This window comes from Thermomonas mangrovi (genome assembly GCF_028201335.1).
GTDB lineage: Bacteria > Pseudomonadota > Gammaproteobacteria > Xanthomonadales > Xanthomonadaceae > Thermomonas > Thermomonas mangrovi.
Genome location: NZ_JAPEVV010000002.1, coordinates 395,756 through 412,963 on the forward strand (window position 1 = coordinate 395,756; position 17,208 = coordinate 412,963).

Here is a 17,208-nt window from a genome sequence, read left to right on the forward strand (position 1 = left end):
GCGTCAGCGATCGCCGGTGACAGCTGTCACCCTCGTTCCTGCCCATGGTCTGTCAACCGACGACGGCCCCACGGCGTTGTGGCGATGTCCTCCCCCGGAGATGCCCGATGCGTCGCGTCCATGTTGCACTCATTGCCCTGCTGGGCCTGGTTCCCGTCATCGCCGGCGCCCAGGGCCTGCGCGACCGCCTGCAAGGCATGCGCGAGGCCAGCCGCCAGGAACGGCCGGTCGCGGTCCCCGCAGGCGGCACCGCGATCCGCAACATCGCCTACGGCGACGATCCGGCGCAGCGCTTCGACCTCTACCTGCCGGCCGGGGCGAAGGACGCGCCGGTGGTGTTCTACGTGCACGGTGGCGGCTGGGCGAATGGCGACAAGACCAACCCGGGCGTCGCCAACAAGCTCGCGTACTGGCTGCCGAAGGGCTACGCGGTGGCCTCGGCCAACTACCGCATGGTCCCGGCCGCGATGCCGCTCGAACAAGCCCGCGACATCGCCCGCGCGGTCGCACGGCTGCAGCGCGGCGCCCGCGAGTGGACGCTGGATCCGCGCCGCGTCGTGCTGATGGGGCATTCCGCGGGCGCGCACCTGGTCGCCCTGCTCGGCGCCGACCCGCGCCTGCTGGCCGATGCCGGCGCGGTGCGCCCGCTGGGCGTGGTTTCGCTCGACAGTGGCGCGCTGGACGTGCCCGCCCTGATGGGCCAACGCCGGGTGCCGAAGCTCTACCAGGACGCCTTCGGCGCCGACCCGGCGTACTGGCGCTCGGCCTCGCCGCAACAGCAACTCACCCGCAACGCGCTGCCGATGCTGCTGGTCTGCGCCAGCGAACGGCATTTCCCGACCTCGCCCTGCGACGAGGCCCGCAAGTTCGCGCGCCAGGCCGAGGCGTTGCGGGTCCCGATGGCCGTGCAGCCCGAGCCGCTGGACCACGGCGAGATCAACAAGACGCTCGGCCTGCCATCCGACTACACCGGCCGGGTCGGGGCCTGGATCGACCGCCTGTCGGGCATGCGCTAGGCGCGCTTGGCCGCGGGCGCCGCAAATCGTACAATTCCGGTACGTTTTCCAGCACCCGTGCCATGCTCCGCGTCACCAAGCTCACCGACTACGCCACCGTCGTCATGACCGTGCTCGCCGCGCGGCCGGGCGAGGTGCTGAGCGCGCCCGAGCTGGCCGAGCAGGCCGGGCTTGAAGCGCCGACCGTGGCCAAGGTGCTCAAGCCGCTGGCCGCGGCCGGGCTGGTCGCCGGGTTCCGCGGCGCCAACGGCGGCTACCGCCTGGCCCGCGCGGCGGCCGAGATCAACCTGGTCGAGATCGTCGAGGCGATGGAAGGCCCGCTGGCGATGACCGAATGCAGCGTGCACGACGGCCAGTGCGGGATCGAGGCCTCCTGCGGCGTGCGCGCCAACTGGCGGCGCATCAACGACGTGGTCGCCGACGCGCTGCGCGGGGTGTCGCTGGCGCAGATGCTCGGGCCCGCGCCGCGTCCGTCGCGCAAGGGCATTGCCCTCCAGCTCGCGAATGCGTGAGGCCGCCATGACCGAACCACAGAACGCGCAGATCCACAGCCAGCTGGCCCGCAAGTACGAGGCCGGTTTCGTCACCGACATCGAATCCGATTCGCTGCCGCCGGGCCTGTCCGAGGACATCATCCGCGCGCTCTCGGCCAAGAAGGACGAGCCCGAATGGATGACCGAGTGGCGGCTTGCGGCGTATCGCCGCTTCCTCACGATGCCAATGCCGGACTGGGCCAAGCTGAAGATCGGCCCGATCGACCTGCAGGCGCTGAGCTACTACAGCGCGCCGAAGGCGAAGTACGCGTCGCTGGACGAGGTCCCGCAGGAGCTGCTGGACACCTACGACAAGCTGGGCGTGCCGCTGCACGAGCGCGCCAAGCTGGCCGGCGTGGCCGTGGATGCGGTATTCGACTCGGTCAGCGTGGGCACCACCTTCCGCAAGGAGCTCGCCGAGAAGGGCGTGGTGTTCTGCTCGATGAGCGAAGCCATCCGCGAATACCCCGACCTGGTACGGCGCTACCTCGGCAGCGTGGTGCCGGTCGCCGACAACTACTTCGCGGCGCTCAACTCCGCGGTGTTCTCCGACGGCAGTTTCGTGTTCATCCCCAGGGGCGTGCGCTGCCCGATGGAGCTGAGCACCTATTTCCGCATCAACGCCGGCCACACCGGCCAGTTCGAGCGGACCCTGATCGTGTGCGAGGAAGGCGCCTACGTGTCCTACCTCGAGGGCTGCACCGCGCCGATGCGCGACGAGAACCAGCTGCATGCGGCGGTGGTCGAGCTGGTCGCGCTGGACGATGCCGAGATCAAGTACAGCACGGTGCAGAACTGGTACCCGGGCGACGAGAACGGGGTCGGCGGCATCTACAACTTCGTGACCAAGCGCGCGGAGTGCCGCGGCGCGCGCAGCAAGGTGACCTGGACCCAGGTCGAGACCGGCAGTGCGATCACCTGGAAGTACCCCAGCTGCGTGCTGCTCGGCGACGACAGCGTCGGCGAATTCCACAGCGTGGCGCTGACCCACCACCGCCAGCAGGCCGACACCGGCACCAAGATGGTCCACGTGGGCAAGCGCACCAAGTCGAAGATCGTCAGCAAGGGCATCAGCGCCGGCCACGGCCAGAACAGCTATCGCGGGCTGGTGAAGGTGGCGGCCTCCGCCGAGGGCGCGCGCAACCACACCCAGTGCGACTCGCTGCTGATCGGCAAGCACTGCGGCGCGCACACCTTCCCCTACATCGAGGTGAAGCACCCGGGCGCGACGGTCGAGCATGAAGCCACGACCTCGAAGATCAGCGACGACCAGCTGTTCTACTGCCGCAGCCGCGGCATCGCCGAGGAAGACGCGGTCAGCCTGATCGTCGACGGCTTCTGCAAGTCGGTGTTCCGCGAACTGCCGATGGAATTCGCGGTGGAAGCCAAGAAGCTGCTGGACGTGAGCCTGGAAGGCTCGGTGGGATGATGCGCCAGCTCGCCGCCCTGGTTGCCGCCTGCCTGCTGCTGCCCGCGATCGCGGGGGCGGTGGCCACGCCTGCCGCGAAGGGTGGCAGCGTGCGGGCGCTGCCCGACATGCCGACGCCGCGCGCCGCGCACAGCGCGAGCCTGTTGCGCGACGGCACGGTGCTGCTTGCCGGCGGCTGCCACGCCCAGGGCTGCGAGGAAGGCATCAGCGACGACGCCGTGTTGTTCGATCCCGCGCGCGGCACGTTCATCGCGGCAGGCAAGCTCGCGCAGCCGCGGGTCGGCCATCGCGCGATCGCCCTGCGCGACGGTTCGGTCCTGCTGCTAGGCGGCTGGACCCCGGACGGCGCGACCGCACTGGTCGAACGCTACGACCCGGCCACCCGCCGGTTCTCGCCGCATGGCCGGCTGCTGGAGGCCCGCGACGGTTTCAGCGCGACTGCCTTGGCCGACGGCACCATTTTGGTCGCGGGCGGCTATGCCGGCGCGATGCAGCGCATCGCCGCGGCCGAACGCTACGACCCGCGCAGCGGCCGGTCGACCGCGGTCGGCGCGATGGCGACGCCGCGGATGGCGCACACCGCGACCCTGCTCGCCGATGGCCGGGTCCTGGTCGCCGGCGGCTCGTCCGCCAGCGGCCGCCTGCTCGATAGGCTGGAACTCTACGACCCGGCCACCCGGCGCTTCACGGCCGCCGGCACGCTGAACAGGGCGCGCCACAAGCATGCCGCGGTGCGCGTCGGCGACGCGGTGTTGCTGCTGGGCGGCGCGGGACCGCGGGAATACGAGGCGCAGTACGCCGACAGCGAAGTCTGGCGCGAGGGCCGCGCACGCACCACGCCCGGCCCGCGCATGGCCGACGCGCGCTACAAGTTCCTGGACGGCGTGGTCGCCCTTGGCGATGGCACCGCCCTGGTCGCCGGCAGCGGCCGCAGGCTCGAACGCCTGCACGCCGATGCATGGCGCCTCGACCCGGTCGCGGGCGATGTCGGCGCCGAACTTTCCTTCACTACCGCCACCCGCCTGGCCGATGGCCGCGTCCTGCTCGCCGGGGGCTACGACCCGCGGCTGCAGGTCTCGCGCCAGGCCTGGCTGTTCCAACCCTGAGCACCCACATGCTGAAGATCGACAACCTCCACGCCAGCGTCGCCGGCAAGGAGATCCTCAAGGGCCTGACGCTGCACGTGGCGGCGGGCGAAGTGCACGCCATCATGGGCCCGAACGGCGCCGGCAAGTCCACGCTCGGCAACATCTTGGCCGGGCGCGAGGGCTACGAGGTCACCGCCGGCAGCATCGAGTTCGATGGCCAGCCGCTGCTGGCGCTGGAACCCGAGGCGCGCGCCGCCGCCGGCGTGTTCCTGGCCTTCCAGTACCCGGTCGAGATCCCGGGCGTGAACAACACCTACTTCCTGCGCGCGGCGCTCAACGCGCAGCGCAAGGCGCGCGGCGAACCCGAGCTCGACTCGATGCAGTTCCTCAAGCGCGTGCGCGAGAAGCTCGCGGTGCTGCACCTGAAGGACGAGCTCCTGCACCGCGGGGTGAACGAAGGCTTCTCCGGCGGCGAGAAGAAGCGCAACGAGATCTTCCAGCTCGCCCTGCTGGAGCCGAAGCTGGCGATCCTCGACGAGACCGACTCCGGCCTGGACATCGATGCGCTGAAGTCGGTCGCCGACGGCGTCAACGCGCTGCGCTCGCCGGAGCGCGCGTTCGTGGTGGTGACCCACTACCAGCGGCTGCTGGACTACATCCGCCCCGACGTGGTCCACGTGCTCGCCGATGGCCGCATCGTCGAGAGCGGCGGCCCGGAGCTCGCGCTGGCGCTGGAAGCGCAGGGCTATGCCTGGCTCAAGGACCGGGTCGCGCCGGACGCGGTCCGCTGAGATGAGCGTCCTGCTCGACTCGCTGGCCGCGGGCTTCGCCGGCGACGCGACCCGCCGCGCGGCGCTCGACGATGTGTTGCGCGACGGCCTGCCCGGCCCGCGCACCGAGGCCTGGAAGTACACCTCGCTGCGCGCGCTCGAACGCCGCAGCTTCGCGGCGGCCGAAGCGGTCGCGCTGGACCCCGCCGTGCTGGCCGCGATCCCCGCGCCGCGGCTGGTGTTCGTCAACGGCCGTTTCGACGCCACCGCCAGCGACCTGTCCGGGCTGCCGGCCGGCGTCGAACTGCTGCCCGTAGCCCGCGCCCTGCGCGAATCGCGCCCGCGCGACACCAATTTCCTGCAGCGCCGCTACACCCGCGCCGACGAGCCCTTCGCCCGCCTCAACGCGGCGCTGGCCACCGATGGCGCGATCCTGCGGGTCGACGACGAGGTCGATGCCGGCGCGCCGATCCACCTGGTGCTGGTCGGCGCGCCGCAGGCGACCGATGCCGCCTGGCACCTGCGCCACTTCGTCGAAGTCCGTCGCGGCGCGCGCCTCGCCCTTGTCGAGCACCACCTGGCCACGGGCGCGCATGCGCACCTCGCCAACACCCTGGCGCACGTGCACGTGGCCGCGGGTGCGCGGCTGCACCACGTGCGCCTGCAGGACGATGCCGGCGGCGCCACCGGCTTCCTGCGCACCGACGCCGTGCTCGCCCGCGACGCGGCCTACGAACGGGTCGACCTCGAACTTGGCGCCGGGCTCTCCCGCCACGAACTCAATGCCCGCCTGGAAGGCGAAGGCGCCGCGCTCGTCGCGGCCGGCGTGCTGCTCGGCGACGGGCGGCGGCACGTCGACACCCGCCTCGGCATCGAGCACATCGCGCGCGACACCCGCTGCGCCCTGCGCTGGCGCGGGATCGCCGGGCAGCGCGCGCGCGTGGTCTTCCATGGCGGCATCACCATCCGCGCGGGCGCCGACGGCAGCGAGGCCGACCTGTCGAACAAGAACCTGCTGCTGTCGAGCGACGCCGAGATCGACACCCAGCCGGTGCTCGAGATCCACGCCGACGAGGTGAAGGCCGCGCACGGCGCGACCGTCGGCCAGCTCGATCCGGTCGCGCTGTTCTACCTGCGCTCGCGCGGCATCGACGCCGATGACGCGCGCCGCCTGCTGACCGCCGCGTTCTGCCGCGAGGTGGTGGCCGGGATCGCCGACGAGGCCACGCGCGCGCTGGCGGAAGCCGCGCTCACCCGCGCCCTGGCGAGGCTCGGCGCATGAGCGCGACGCCTGCCCGCGACGCCATCGACTGGGGCCGGGTACGCGCCGACTTCCCGCTGCTCGCGCGCGAGGTCCACGGCAAGCCTCTCGTGTACCTCGATTCGGCCAACACCGGACAGAAGCCGGCCGCGGTGATCGAGGCGGTCGACGACTTCTACCGTCGCCACAACGCCAATGTCAGTCGCGCCGTGCATGCGCTGGGCAGCGAAGCCACCGAAGCCTACGAAGGCGCGCGCGCCAAGCTCGCGCGCTTCCTCAAGGTACGCGCCGACGAACTCGTGCTGTGCAGCGGCACGACGTTCGCGCTCAACCTGGTCGCGTACTCGTGGGCGCTGCCGCGACTCAAGGCCGGCGACGCCATCCTGCTGACGCGGATGGAGCACCACGCCAACATCGTGCCCTGGCAGCTGGTCGCGGAACGCACCGGCGCGCGGATCAAGGTCGCCGAACTGCGTCCCGACGGCGCGCTCGACCTCGATGCGTTGTTCGCCGCGATGACGCCGGACGTCAGGCTGCTGGGCCTGGCCCACGTCAGCAACGTGCTGGGCACCATCAACCCGGTGGCGGCGATCTGCCGCGAGGCGCGCGCGCGCGGCATCACCACTGTGGTCGACGGCTCGCAGGCCGCGCCGCACATGGCGCTGGACCTGCCCGCGCTGGGCTGCGACTTCTACGCGGTCACCGGCCACAAGATGTGCGGCCCGACCGGCACCGGCGCGCTGTGGGCGCGGCGCGAACACCTCGAGGCGATGCCGCCGTTCCTTGGCGGCGGCGAGATGATCAAGGAAGTCCGGTTCGAGGGCACCGTGTTCAACGACCCGCCGCACCGCTTCGAGGCCGGCACCCCGAACATCGCCGGCCACGTCGGGTTGGGCGCGGCGGTCGACTACCTGTCCGACCTCGGCATGGCGCACGTCGCCGCGCGCGAAGCCGAGCTGCTGGCGCACGCGACGGAGGAGCTGCAGCGCATCGACGGGCTTCGCATCATCGGCACGGCGCCGGAGAAGGCCGCGGTGGTCAGCTTCCTGGTCGACGGCGCGCACGCGCACGACCTCGCCACCCTGCTCGACCTCGACGGCGTGGCGGTCCGCTCCGGCCACCATTGCGCGCACCCGCTGATGCAGTGGTACGGCGTGCCCGCGACCTGCCGCGCCTCGTTCGCCTTCTACAACACGCACGCCGACGTCGAGGCCCTCGCGGCCGCGCTGCGCAAGGCCCGGGGCCTGCTCGCATGACCGACCTTAGGTTCCGCGCCGCCACCGAAGCCGACATCGAGGCGATCGTCGCCCTCGTCACCTCGGCCTATCGCGGCGACTCCAGCCGCGCCGGCTGGACCACCGAAGCCGACCTGCTGGATGGCGCGCGCATCGATCCGGAGGTGCTGCGCGCCGACATCGCCCGCACCGGCAGCCGGGTGGTGCTCGCCGAACGCGACGACGCCCTGCTCGCCTGCGCGCACGTGGCCGTCGACGGCGACGCCGGCTATTTCGGCATGTTCTCGGTGGTGCCCGGCCTGCAGGGCGGCGGCATCGGCAAGCAGGTGCTCGCCGAATGCGAACGCATCGTCCGCGACGACTGGCGCCTGCCGGCGATGCGGATGACGGTGATCGACGTCCGCGACGAGCTGATCGCGTTCTACCAGCGGCGCGGCTACCGGCGTACCGGCATCACCAAGCCTTTCCCTTACGGCGACGCGCGCTTCGGCGAACCCAAGCGCGGCGACCTCCGCTTCGAGGTCCTGGAGAAGACGTTGTGAGCGACGACGACCTGCGCGGCTGGGAATTCGTGTGCACCACCGCCGAGCTGTTGCCCGGCGAGAAACGCAGCGTGTGGGCCGGCGACACCGCGATCCTGGTGTTCAACCTCGACGGCGACCTGCACGCGCTCGAGGACCGCTGCTCGCACGAGGATTTCGAACTGTCGTCGGGGACCTTCGATGCCGCCGAGGGCAGCATCGAATGCATCCTGCATGGCGCGCGCTTCGACGTGCGCGACGGGCGCGCGTTGTGCGCACCCGCCTACGCGCCGGTGGCGAAGTTCCCGGTGCGGGTCGTCGATGGCGCGGTCTACACCCGCGACGACCGCGGCTGAGGCCGCGCCTCAGCCCAGCCAGCGGTAGTTGGCCGGGCCGAGCAGGTCAACGCCGCACTCCAGGCGCTCGAGGAAGTCGAGGAAGGCCGGGATCGCGTCGCCCTTCATCGGCAGGCCGTGCTGGGGGACGATCGCGACCGGATCCATCTGCCGCACCATCGCCACCCACAGCCGCAGCACGCGGTTGGAGGCCATGTAGCGGCGGTGGAAGCCTTCCATCTTCGCGCGGTGCGGGCCGAAGTCGGTGACGAATTCGTAGGGCTGCGAACTCGGGATCAGCGAGGCGCCGATGTCGCCGGAGAAGAAGATCCGGCTGGTCGGGTCGTAGAAGCCGAAGTTGCCCACCGAGTGCATGAAGTGCCCGGGAACCGCACGGATCCGGCTCTTGCCGAGCGGGACGTCGCCGCCCTCGTCGGGCAGCAGCAGGTAGCGATCCGAGCCCGCGTTCTTCATGTAGCCCGGCACCACGTGGGGCACGAAGCGACCCCACAGCTGCGAGCAGACGATGGTGGCCTGCGTGTACAGCATCCACTTGGCCACCGAGCCGATGATGTCCGGGTCCTGGTGCGTGCACAGCACCCAGCGCATCTCATGCGGGCGCGCATACGCCGCCAGGGCGAGCACCAGCGGTTTGTAGAGCAGCGCGCCGCCCGGATCCAGCACGGCCGACTCGCCGTCGTCCTGGATCAGGAACTGGTTCGCCTGCACGCCGTCATCGCCACGCACCAGGCTGCTGAACGCCACGCAGCGGTGTCCCCCTTCGTCGAACAACACGGTACCGGCAGCCAGGCTCATGGCCGCCCCCCTCAAGTCGATGTGGGGCCACGTTAGCCGGCGAACCGGCGACCGATATTGCGTTCGATCAAACAGTTGCGAATGTGACGCAACTCACTCTCGTTGATAAATGCGAATCGTTTGCATTATCATTGGCGCAACTTCACTGCCGCCTCCCACGATGCGCCACACCCCCCTTGCGGTCGCCCTGTTCGCCCTCCTCGCCTCGCCCGCCATCGCGCATGCGGCGAACCCGACCGAAGACGCCGACCCGCCTGCGTCCCCGATCGACCTCGACAAGGTCGAGGTGGTCGGCCAGCGCTACCTGCCCGACTACGCCACGCGCAAGACGCGCAGCGCCACCAGGACCGACACGCCGCTGCTCGACGTCCCGCAGGCGGTCACCGTGGTGACCGACAAGCTGGTCGCCGACCAGGCCATGACCAGCCTCTCCGACGCCTTCCGCTACATGCCCGGCGTCGGCCTGGCGCAGGGCGAAGGCAACCGCGACACCCCGGTGCTGCGCGGCAACAGCTCGACCGCCGACTTCTTCGTCGACGGCATCCGCGACGACGTGCAGTACATCCGCGACACCTACAACCTGGAGCGCGTGGAAGCGCTGAAGGGGCCGAACGCGCTGGTGTTCGGGCGTGGTGGCAGCGGCGGCGTGGTCAATCGCGTGACCCGCCAGGCGGACGGCCAGTCGCACCGGGCGGCCAGCCTGCAGGTGGGCTCCGGCGACCGGCGTCGCGGCACCCTGGACTACGGCGACGGCATCGGCGATGGCGGCGCGGGCTTCCGCGTCAATGCCGTGTTCGAGGATTCCGCGAGCTTCCGCGACGGGTACTCCGTGGAACGCTACGGGATCAACCCGACCTTCGGCTTCGAGATCGCCCCGGGCACCCGGGTCGAGCTGTCCTACGAACACTTCCACGACGAGCGCGTGGCCGACCGCGGCGTGCCGTCGCTGGACGGGCGCCCGGTCGACACCGACCCCTCGACCTTCTTCGGCAATCCCGACGAGAGCCCGGTCGAGGCCACCGTGGAGGCCTTCGACGCCGTGCTCACGCACGCGTTCGGCGAGCACCTGCAGCTGCGCAACCACTTCCGCTACGCCGACTACGACAAGTTCTACCAGAACGTGTTCCCCGGCGCGGTGGATGCCGCCACGCAGACCGTCGCGATCTCCGCCTACAACAACACGACCGCCCGCCGGAACCTGTTCAACCAGACCGACCTGGTGTGGGAGACCACCACCGGCGCCATCCGCCATACCGTGCTGGCAGGCGCCGAGTTCGGTCGCCAGGTGACCGACAACCAGCGCATGACCGGTTACTTCGGCGCGCCCGGCAGCACCACGACCAGCATCCGCGTGCCGCTGGCCTCGCCGACCACCTCCGAGATCCCGCTGTTCCGTCCGTCCGCAAGCGATGCCGACAACCATGGCGTGGCCAAGGTCGCCGCCGTCTACCTGCAGGACCAGGTCGAGTTCTCGCCGCAATGGCAGGCGATCCTGGGCCTGCGTTACGACGACTTCCGGGTCGACCTGCGCAACAACCGCACCGGCGCCACCGTGAGCAGCGAGGACGGCTTGCTGTCGCCCCGCGCCGGCCTGGTCTACAAGCCGCTGGACCGGGTCTCGCTGTACGCCAGCTACAGCATGGCCTACCAGCCGCGCGCGGGCGAGCAACTGGCCTCGCTGACCGCGAGCAACGCGGCGCTCGACCCCGAGACCTTCCGCAACCGCGAGATCGGCGCCAAGTGGGACATCCGGCCCGACCTGCAGGCCAGCCTCGCGGTCTACCGGCTGGACCGCGGCAACGTCGCGGTCACCGACCCGGCCGATGCCACCCGAATGATCCTGGTCGACGGCCAGTCCACCAAGGGCGTCGAGCTCGGCATCGCCGGGCGCATCACCGAGTCCTGGCAGGTCATGGGCGGCTACGCCTACCAGGACGGCGAGATCACCACCACGCAATCGGCCACCGCGGTCGCCGGCAACCGCCTCGCCCAGTTGCCGCGTCACTCGGCCTCGCTGTGGAACCGCTACGACGTCAACGCGTCCTTCGGCGTGGGGCTCGGCATCATCCATCGCGGCGCGATCTATGCCAACGTCGACAACCTGGTCACCCTGCCCTCGTTCACCCGCTTCGACGGCGCCGTGTACTGGACGCTGAACCCCTCGGTGCAACTGCAGCTCAACATCGAGAACCTGGGCAACAAGCGCTATTTCGCCAGCGCGCACAGCAACAGCAACCTCAGCCCGGGTACCCCGCGCAGCGCGTGGCTGACCATGAACGTCCACTTCTGATCCGGTCCCCGCCATGCACGACGCACGCCAACGCCGCACTTCCGCAACGGCCTATCGCTGGATCCGCCAGTTCCACCTGTGGCTGGGCGCCTGGGGCGCCCTGGCCGCGATCCTCTACGGCATCACCGGCCTGGTGATGAACCACCGCTTCGGCGACGCCGCGTGGCCACAGGGCGACAGCCGCGAGACCGGCAAGCAATCCCTCGCGATCCCGGCGGCGGCCCGCGCGACCCCCGAGCAGTTGTCGCTGTGGTTGCGCGACCACAACGGGCTGGACGCGACCATGATCCGCAAGGGCGGCCCGGGCGGCGGCGGCAACCGCGGCGGCGGCGACGCGCCGAAGTGGCGACTCAGTGGCGGCAATGCCCGCCACGCCTGGACGCTGGAGTACGCACCGGGCAGCGACACGGCCATGCTCGAACGCAGCCAGCAGACCCCGCTCGCGGCGTTCAACCGGCTGCACAAGGGCGTGGGCGGCGGCCAGTGGTGGATCCTGCTGGCCGACAGCTTCGCGGTGGCGATGGTGTTCCTGGGCCTGTCCGGGATCTGGATGTGGGCGCGGGGCCGGCGTGCGCGCGAGCTGGCGATGAGCGTGATGGGCCTGTCGACCCTGGTGTTCCTGGCGGTGGTCGGCCTAGCCCTGCTCTAGGCGGCTTGCGCCGGGTCGATCCGCACCACCAGCAGCGTGCCGCCGCCGTCCAGCGCGTGGCGGCTGCGGGTCTCACCCGCATGCAGGATAGCGGTGTCGCCGGCGGCCAGCGCACCCAGCCCGGATCCGTCGGCGAAGCGCGCATGCCCGGCGACGAGGTGCAGCGCCCAAGCCTGTCCGGGTTCGACGAACACCACCATCGGCCCCACCAGCGGCCGCACCCACAACCGCGCATCGAGCCGGCCACGCTTCCACATCAGGTTGAAGTCGCGGGTCGGGCCATCGACCAGTTCACCGAGCAACGGCCGTTCCCCGGCGAACGCGTGGCGATCGTGCGGTGGATGCAGCGTGCGGACCTCGCCATCGTCGAAGCGCAGGCGCAGCCCGTTGCCCGACAACAGCACCAGTTCGCGATCCACGCCCGGGAACGCGGAGAATGGCGCATCGGCCTCGATCTCGGCGATCGACAGCCGCCAGTCCCAGTCGTCGACATCGGGCGCGCGCAGGATCTCCGAGGTCCAGCCAGCGCCGTTCTTCCAGCGCATGCGGCGCTGGTCGGCGGCGCGCACCACGAACGACGACTGCGGCGACGGGTTCTCCATCACCGCAGTCTAGCCGCGCTGCAGCGCCCGGTCAGCGGCGGGCGACCTGCTTCGGCGCGGGCTTGGCGGCGGCCGGCTTGGCCGGCGCGCGTGCGCCACCGACGACGATGCGGTCGCGGTTCTTCTCGACCGTCTTCAGGCCGATGCCCTTGACCATCGCCAGTTGCTCCGCGCTGCGGAATGCGCCGTTGGACTTGCGGTAGTCGACGATCGCCTGCGCCTTCGCCGGACCCACGTTGAGCAGCACGCGGTCGATGGTGGCGGCGTCGGCGGTGTTGATGTTCACGGTCTCGCCGGCGATGGCGGCGCCCGCCAGGGCGAGCGAGAGGACCAGCGAGGACAGCAGGGTGGCCAGGGACTTCATGTCGTGCTCCTTGTCGGGTGTCGGGATGGCGGGCCGCGGTGCGACCCGGTGGAGACACGATGCCGCCCGCGCCGGATCCGTCGTATCGGCCCACGACCCACGCCGCGCGCCGGCTTCGCCCCGCCGTGGCGTCAGGAAACCCTCACCCCCCGGCGCTAGAATGGGCGCCTCTTTTCGCAGGACCCGATGCCATGGATGCCAGCCAGGCCAAGCAGTTCATCGACGCCAAGTGGGACGCCGAAATCGTCCCGCAACTGGTCGAGTACATCCGCATCCCGAACAAGTCGCCGATGTTCGATGCCGACTGGGTGGCGAACGGCCACATGGATCGCGCGGTCGCGTTGATGGAAGCCTGGGCGCGTGCGCAGGACATCCCGGGCATGACGCTGGAGGTGGTGCGGCTGGAGGGGCGCACCCCGCTGATCTTCATCGAGGTGCCGGCCGCGAACGGCGGCCGCGACGACGACTGCGTGCTGCTGTACGGCCACCTCGACAAGCAGCCCGAGATGACCGGCTGGGACGCGGGCAAGGGCCCGTGGGAACCGGTGATCGAAGGCGACCGCCTGTACGGCCGCGGCGGCGCGGACGATGGTTACGCGCTGTTCGGTTCGCTGGCGGCGGTGATGGCCTTGCAGGCGCAGGGTGCGCCGCATGCGCGCTGCGTGGTGCTGGTCGAGGCCTGCGAGGAATCCGGCAGCTACGACCTGCCGGCCTACGTGGACCACCTGGCCGCGCGGATCGGCAAGCCGTCGCTGGTCGTGTGCCTGGATTCCGGCTGCGGCAACTACGACCAGCTGTGGTGCACCACCTCGCTGCGCGGCCTCGCCGGTGGCAACCTGACCGTGAAGGTGCTCTCGGAAGGCGTGCACTCCGGCGATGCCTCGGGCATCGTGCCGTCGAGCTTCCGCATCATCCGCCAGCTGCTGTCGCGACTGGAGGACGAAGACACTGGCCGCATCCTGGTCGACGGGCTGCATGTCGAGATCCCCGCCGAGCGCCGCGCGCAGGCGGCGAAGGTTGCCGAGGTGCTGGGCACCGAGGTGTACGACAAATTCCCGTTCCTGCCCGGGATGACGCCGATGGGCGACGACCTGCAGGAGCTCGTGCTCAACCGCACCTGGCGGCCTGCGCTGTCGATCACCGGCGCCGACGGCATCCCGCCGCTCGCCTCGGCGGGCAACGTGCTGCGCCCGCATACCGCGCTCAAGCTGAGCCTGCGCCTGCCGCCCACCCTCGACGGCAAGCGCGGCGGCGAACTGCTGCAGGACGTGCTGCTGCGCGACCCGCCGAACGGCGCGGAGGTCAGCCTGCACCTGGAGAAGGCGAGCACCGGCTGGAATGCGCCGGCGCTGGTGCCGTGGCTGGAAGGCGCGATCGACCGGGCCAGCCAGGAAGTCTTCGGCAAGCCCGCGATGTACATGGGCGAAGGCGGCACGATCCCGTTCATGGGCATGCTCGGCGAGAAGTTCCCGGGCGCGCAGTTCATGATCACCGGCGTGCTGGGCCCGCACTCCAACGCGCATGGCCCCAACGAGTTCCTGCACATCCCGATGGGCAAGGGCGTGACCGCCTGCGTGGCGCGGGTGATCGCCGAACACCATGCCGCCAGCCTGCGCGGCGAGACCACCGGCGTGGCCGCGGTCGCCGGCGGCAGCCACCACGGCGAGCACGGCTGCTGCTGAGCGGGCGTCGCTGCAGCGCAACGAAGGCGCTCCCCGCTGGCTGCTAGGATGGCCGCGCGTCATCCATCAACCATCGGGGAGGGAGCATGTTCGACGGCATTCTCGGTTACGTGATCGGCGGCCTGGTGATCGGCCTGTTGGCCCGGCTGTTCAAGCCCGGCGCGGATCCCATGGGCTGGATCATGACGATCCTGCTGGGCATCGTCGGCGCGGTCGCAGGCGGGTGGGCCTCGGCCAACTTCGGCCTCGGGCGCGCGATGACCTGGGTGGCCGCGGTGGTCGCGGCGATCGTCCTGCTCTTCATCTACGAGGCGATGCGCAAGAAGAAGTAAGCGCGCTGGCCTGCCATCTGCGACGCCCCGCGCTGCGGGGCGTCGTCGTTTGCGCCGGACTCAGGCGCTGTTGGCGTGCAGCAGCTCGCCCCAGTGCGGCGGCGCAGGCCACGCCGCCCCCTGGTTGCCTTCCAGCACGCGTCGCAGGTCGCGCCGATCGAGCTGCGGGGCCATCCGGTGCAGCAGGCTCAGGGCGTACTCGCGCAGCACCCGCCCGCGCGGCACCACCGCCCAGGTCACGCATTCGGGGATTTCCGGCGGCGCCTGGAGGATCCGCAGGTCCTCGTCGCTGGCGTCCACCGCCATCTCGGCCAACAAGCCCGCGCCCAGGCCGGCGCGCACGTAGGTCTTGATCAGGTTGGCGTCGCGCGCGGTCATGCCGACCTGCGGGACCACGCCGGCACCTGCGAACGCGCGCTGCAGCGAGGAATCCGCGCGGGTCGAGGACTCGTAGCTGATCAGCGGATGCGCGGCGAGCCCGGCCAGGGTGGGGGCATGCGCGAGCCGGGCCAGCGGATGCTCGCGCTGCACCAGCAACACTCGCCGCCAGCGGTACAGCGGCACCGCCACCCCGCCCTGCGGCACGCTGCCCGCGGTGCTGATCAAGGCAAGGTCGGCCTGGTCCAGCCAGTTCAATACCTCGGCATCGCCGGCCGCGAGCAAGTCGACGTTGACCTGCGGGAACTCGCGCTTGACCGCCGCGATTACCGGCGGCAGCACGTAGCGCGCCTGGGTATGGGTGGTCGCCAGCAGCAGGCGGCCGCTCAGCTCGCCGCGCTCGTTGGCGGCGTAGCTGCGGATGTTGGCGACTTCGGCCAGCACCTTGCGCGCATGCTCGATCACTCGTACGCCGGCAGGCGCGACGCTTTCCAGGCTGCGGCCACGGCGCACGAACAACTGGAAGCCGAGCTCGTCCTCCAGCGCCTTCAGCTGCTTGGACAGGCCAGGCTGGGTGGCGTGCACGCGTTCAGCGGCCTGGGTGATGTTCAGGCCGGAATCCGCGATCGCGACCAGATAGCGGAGCTGGGTCAGGGTCATGGGGAAAGCCCTAAATATCGCTGTATCAAGATATTGCGATGAAGCATACCGCCCGGTGCAGGCTTTGCCAAACGTGGCTTATGCACCCAAGGCATGTAACTGGACCACCCCGGCATTTCCCTCCCGGAGGCGGGGCGCCTACCGTGGACCGCAGCGGTTTGGCCGCCACTGTCCCTCGCGCGGCGTTGATCCCGCTGCGGGCAGGATCCCCACGGCGCACCCGCCTTTCCCTTCTCCCTGGCACATCCATGAGCCTCCACGACAGCATCCTCGACACCATCGGCGGCACCCCGGTGGTCCGCCTGCACCGCATCGGTCCGCGCCACGTGCACCTGTACGCGAAGGTCGAGTCCTTCAACCCGGGCGGCTCGGTGAAGGACCGGCTGGCGCTGGCGATCGTGCTCGACGCCGAACGCAAGGGCCTGCTCAAGCCCGGCGACACCATCGTCGAGGCGACCTCGGGCAACACCGGCGTGGCGCTGGCGATGGTCGCCGCGGCGCGCGGCTATAAGTTCGTCGCGGTGATGACCGAGACCTTCTCGATCGAGCGCCGCAAGCTGATGCGCGCCTACGGCGCCAAGGTCATCCTCACCCCGGCGGCGGAACGCGGCAGCGGCATGGTCCGCCGCGCCGAGGCGCTGGCCGCGCAGCACGGCTGGTTCCTGGCCCGGCAGTTCGCCAACCCCGCCAATCCCGCCTACCACCGCAGCACCACGGCCGCCGAAATCCTGCGCGACTTCGCCGGGCGCCGGCTCGACCACTTCGTCACCGGTTGGGGCACCGGCGGCACCCTCACCGGCGTCGGCGAGGTACTCAAGCTCGCGCGGCCGGAGGTGCGGATCACCGCTGCCGAGCCCGCCGCGGCGCCGCTGCTGCAAGGCCAGCCGTGGTCGCCGCACAAGATCCAGGGCTGGACCCCGGACTTCGTGCCGGACGTCCTGAACCGCGACATCGCGGATGCGGTGCTGTCGATCGACGATGCCGAGGCGATCGCCACCGCGCGGCGGATGGCCGCCGAGGAAGGCATCTTCGTCGGCATCTCGGCCGGCGCCACGGTGGCCGCCGCGCTGCGCGTCGCCGAACAGGCCGGCGAAGGCGAGGTCCTGCTGGCGATGCTGCCCGACACCGGCGAGCGCTATCTCTCCACCGCCCTGTTCGAAGGCGTGAACGAAGGCTCCGACGAGGACTGGCTGGCGACGCTGTGACGGCATAGGCGGGCCTCGGCGTTGCGGGTACGCTGTGCGTTT

At 70.7% G+C, this 17,208-nt stretch carries 18 protein-coding genes; 14 read left to right on the top strand and 4 right to left on the bottom strand.

All coding sequences use genetic code 11. The features are described from left to right. Positions 1–107: 107 nt before the first annotated feature. The 9 genes from ON759_RS05600 (at position 108) to ON759_RS05640 (ending at position 8,209) form a co-directional block, all read left to right on the top strand. Positions 108–1,016, top strand: a complete 909-nt coding sequence (locus ON759_RS05600; RefSeq protein WP_271679372.1) for an alpha/beta hydrolase — start codon at positions 108–110, stop codon at positions 1,014–1,016. A 62-nt stretch (positions 1,017–1,078) separates the two neighbouring features. Next, positions 1,079–1,528 carry an SUF system Fe-S cluster assembly regulator gene (locus ON759_RS05605; protein ID WP_271679373.1) on the top strand — a complete coding sequence of 150 codons (450 nt, stop codon included), beginning with the start codon at positions 1,079–1,081 and terminating at the stop codon, positions 1,526–1,528. Beyond that, the gene (sufB, locus tag ON759_RS05610; RefSeq protein ID WP_374381305.1) at positions 1,521–2,978 is read left to right on the top strand and encodes a Fe-S cluster assembly protein SufB; all 1,458 of its coding nucleotides are present in this window, start codon (positions 1,521–1,523) and stop codon (positions 2,976–2,978) included. The genes ON759_RS05605 and sufB overlap by 8 nt, the downstream gene beginning before the upstream one ends. Next, positions 2,975–4,084 (top strand): Kelch repeat-containing protein, encoded by a 1,110-nt coding sequence (locus ON759_RS05615; RefSeq protein WP_271679375.1) that lies wholly within the window; start codon positions 2,975–2,977, stop codon positions 4,082–4,084. The genes sufB and ON759_RS05615 overlap by 4 nt, the downstream gene beginning before the upstream one ends. A gap of 8 nt (positions 4,085–4,092) precedes the next feature. Further along, positions 4,093–4,857: a Fe-S cluster assembly ATPase SufC gene (gene sufC, locus ON759_RS05620; RefSeq protein ID WP_271679376.1), complete on the top strand. Its 765-nt coding sequence runs from the start codon at positions 4,093–4,095 to the stop codon at positions 4,855–4,857. A gap of 1 nt (position 4,858) precedes the next feature. Further along, complete coding sequence (gene sufD / locus ON759_RS05625; RefSeq protein WP_271679377.1) at positions 4,859–6,118, top strand: Fe-S cluster assembly protein SufD; 1,260 nt, start codon at positions 4,859–4,861, stop codon at positions 6,116–6,118. Beyond that, positions 6,115–7,353 carry a cysteine desulfurase gene (locus ON759_RS05630; protein ID WP_271679378.1) on the top strand — a complete coding sequence of 413 codons (1,239 nt, stop codon included), beginning with the start codon at positions 6,115–6,117 and terminating at the stop codon, positions 7,351–7,353. The genes sufD and ON759_RS05630 overlap by 4 nt, the downstream gene beginning before the upstream one ends. Continuing rightward, complete coding sequence (locus ON759_RS05635; protein WP_271679379.1) at positions 7,350–7,874, top strand: GNAT family N-acetyltransferase; 525 nt, start codon at positions 7,350–7,352, stop codon at positions 7,872–7,874. The genes ON759_RS05630 and ON759_RS05635 overlap by 4 nt, the downstream gene beginning before the upstream one ends. An 11-nt stretch (positions 7,875–7,885) precedes the next feature. Beyond that, positions 7,886–8,209 carry a non-heme iron oxygenase ferredoxin subunit gene (locus tag ON759_RS05640; protein ID WP_271679571.1) on the top strand — a complete coding sequence of 108 codons (324 nt, stop codon included), beginning with the start codon at positions 7,886–7,888 and terminating at the stop codon, positions 8,207–8,209. Between the two features lie 9 nt (positions 8,210–8,218). On the opposite strand, the gene ON759_RS05645 is transcribed toward ON759_RS05640, so the two are convergent. Further along, entirely contained in the window at positions 8,219–9,004 is a 786-nt protein-coding gene (locus ON759_RS05645) for an oxygen-binding di-iron domain-containing protein (RefSeq protein WP_271679380.1), read from the bottom strand. A gap of 160 nt (positions 9,005–9,164) precedes the next feature. On the opposite strand from ON759_RS05645, the gene ON759_RS05650 reads away from it, so the two are divergent. Then, positions 9,165–11,294, top strand: coding sequence for a TonB-dependent receptor (locus ON759_RS05650; protein ID WP_271679381.1), 2,130 nt, complete (start codon positions 9,165–9,167; stop codon positions 11,292–11,294). 13 nt (positions 11,295–11,307) lie between these two features. Then, the gene (locus ON759_RS05655) at positions 11,308–11,943 is read left to right on the top strand and encodes a PepSY-associated TM helix domain-containing protein (RefSeq protein WP_271679382.1); all 636 of its coding nucleotides are present in this window, start codon (positions 11,308–11,310) and stop codon (positions 11,941–11,943) included. On the opposite strand, the gene ON759_RS05660 is transcribed toward ON759_RS05655, so the two are convergent. Both ON759_RS05660 and ON759_RS05665 read right to left on the bottom strand, forming a co-directional pair. Continuing rightward, complete coding sequence (locus ON759_RS05660) at positions 11,940–12,545, bottom strand: HutD/Ves family protein (protein ID WP_271679383.1); 606 nt, start codon at positions 12,543–12,545, stop codon at positions 11,940–11,942. The two genes, ON759_RS05655 and ON759_RS05660, sit on opposite strands and share 4 nt — an antisense overlap. Positions 12,546–12,576: 31 nt before the next feature. After that, positions 12,577–12,909, bottom strand: a complete 333-nt coding sequence (locus tag ON759_RS05665; RefSeq protein ID WP_271679384.1) for a ComEA family DNA-binding protein — start codon at positions 12,907–12,909, stop codon at positions 12,577–12,579. 191 nt (positions 12,910–13,100) lie between these two features. Between ON759_RS05665 and ON759_RS05670 the strand changes: the two genes are divergently transcribed. After that, positions 13,101–14,591, top strand: a complete 1,491-nt coding sequence (locus ON759_RS05670; protein ID WP_271679385.1) for a M20 family metallopeptidase — start codon at positions 13,101–13,103, stop codon at positions 14,589–14,591. 86 nt (positions 14,592–14,677) lie between these two features. Next, a complete protein-coding gene (locus tag ON759_RS05675; protein ID WP_271679386.1) occupies positions 14,678–14,923 on the top strand; it encodes a GlsB/YeaQ/YmgE family stress response membrane protein in 246 nt (81 codons plus the stop codon). 60 nt (positions 14,924–14,983) lie between these two features. On the opposite strand, the gene ON759_RS05680 is transcribed toward ON759_RS05675, so the two are convergent. Continuing rightward, positions 14,984–15,961: a LysR family transcriptional regulator gene (locus ON759_RS05680; RefSeq protein WP_271679387.1), complete on the bottom strand. Its 978-nt coding sequence runs from the start codon at positions 15,959–15,961 to the stop codon at positions 14,984–14,986. Positions 15,962–16,209: 248 nt separating this feature from the next. Here ON759_RS05680 and cysK point away from each other — a divergent pair, with 248 nt between their 5' ends. Next, entirely contained in the window at positions 16,210–17,166 is a 957-nt protein-coding gene (cysK, locus tag ON759_RS05685; RefSeq protein ID WP_271679388.1) for a cysteine synthase A, read from the top strand. Positions 17,167–17,208 lie beyond the last annotated feature (42 nt).

Excerpts from the sequence above, each read along its gene's own strand:
- ON759_RS05635 (WP_271679379.1), top strand. The coding sequence starts at position 7,350 with ATGACCGACCTTAGGTTCCGCGCCGCCACCGAAGCCGACATCGAGGCG.
- ON759_RS05630 (WP_271679378.1), top strand. The coding sequence starts at position 6,115 with ATGAGCGCGACGCCTGCCCGCGACGCCATCGACTGGGGCCGGGTACGC.
- ON759_RS05650 (WP_271679381.1), top strand. The coding sequence starts at position 9,165 with ATGCGCCACACCCCCCTTGCGGTCGCCCTGTTCGCCCTCCTCGCCTCG.
- ON759_RS05660 (WP_271679383.1), bottom strand. The coding sequence starts at position 12,545 with ATGGAGAACCCGTCGCCGCAGTCGTCGTTCGTGGTGCGCGCCGCCGAC.
- ON759_RS05605 (WP_271679373.1), top strand. The coding sequence starts at position 1,079 with ATGCTCCGCGTCACCAAGCTCACCGACTACGCCACCGTCGTCATGACC.
- sufD (WP_271679377.1), top strand. The coding sequence starts at position 4,859 with ATGAGCGTCCTGCTCGACTCGCTGGCCGCGGGCTTCGCCGGCGACGCG.
- ON759_RS05655 (WP_271679382.1), top strand. The coding sequence starts at position 11,308 with ATGCACGACGCACGCCAACGCCGCACTTCCGCAACGGCCTATCGCTGG.
- ON759_RS05670 (WP_271679385.1), top strand. The coding sequence starts at position 13,101 with ATGGATGCCAGCCAGGCCAAGCAGTTCATCGACGCCAAGTGGGACGCC.
- ON759_RS05645 (WP_271679380.1), bottom strand. The coding sequence starts at position 9,004 with ATGAGCCTGGCTGCCGGTACCGTGTTGTTCGACGAAGGGGGACACCGC.
- ON759_RS05680 (WP_271679387.1), bottom strand. The coding sequence starts at position 15,961 with ATGACCCTGACCCAGCTCCGCTATCTGGTCGCGATCGCGGATTCCGGC.
- sufC (WP_271679376.1), top strand. The coding sequence starts at position 4,093 with ATGCTGAAGATCGACAACCTCCACGCCAGCGTCGCCGGCAAGGAGATC.
- ON759_RS05675 (WP_271679386.1), top strand. The coding sequence starts at position 14,678 with ATGTTCGACGGCATTCTCGGTTACGTGATCGGCGGCCTGGTGATCGGC.
- ON759_RS05600 (WP_271679372.1), top strand. The coding sequence starts at position 108 with ATGCGTCGCGTCCATGTTGCACTCATTGCCCTGCTGGGCCTGGTTCCC.
- ON759_RS05665 (WP_271679384.1), bottom strand. The coding sequence starts at position 12,909 with ATGAAGTCCCTGGCCACCCTGCTGTCCTCGCTGGTCCTCTCGCTCGCC.
- cysK (WP_271679388.1), top strand. The coding sequence starts at position 16,210 with ATGAGCCTCCACGACAGCATCCTCGACACCATCGGCGGCACCCCGGTG.
- ON759_RS05615 (WP_271679375.1), top strand. The coding sequence starts at position 2,975 with ATGATGCGCCAGCTCGCCGCCCTGGTTGCCGCCTGCCTGCTGCTGCCC.
- sufB (WP_374381305.1), top strand. The coding sequence starts at position 1,521 with ATGCGTGAGGCCGCCATGACCGAACCACAGAACGCGCAGATCCACAGC.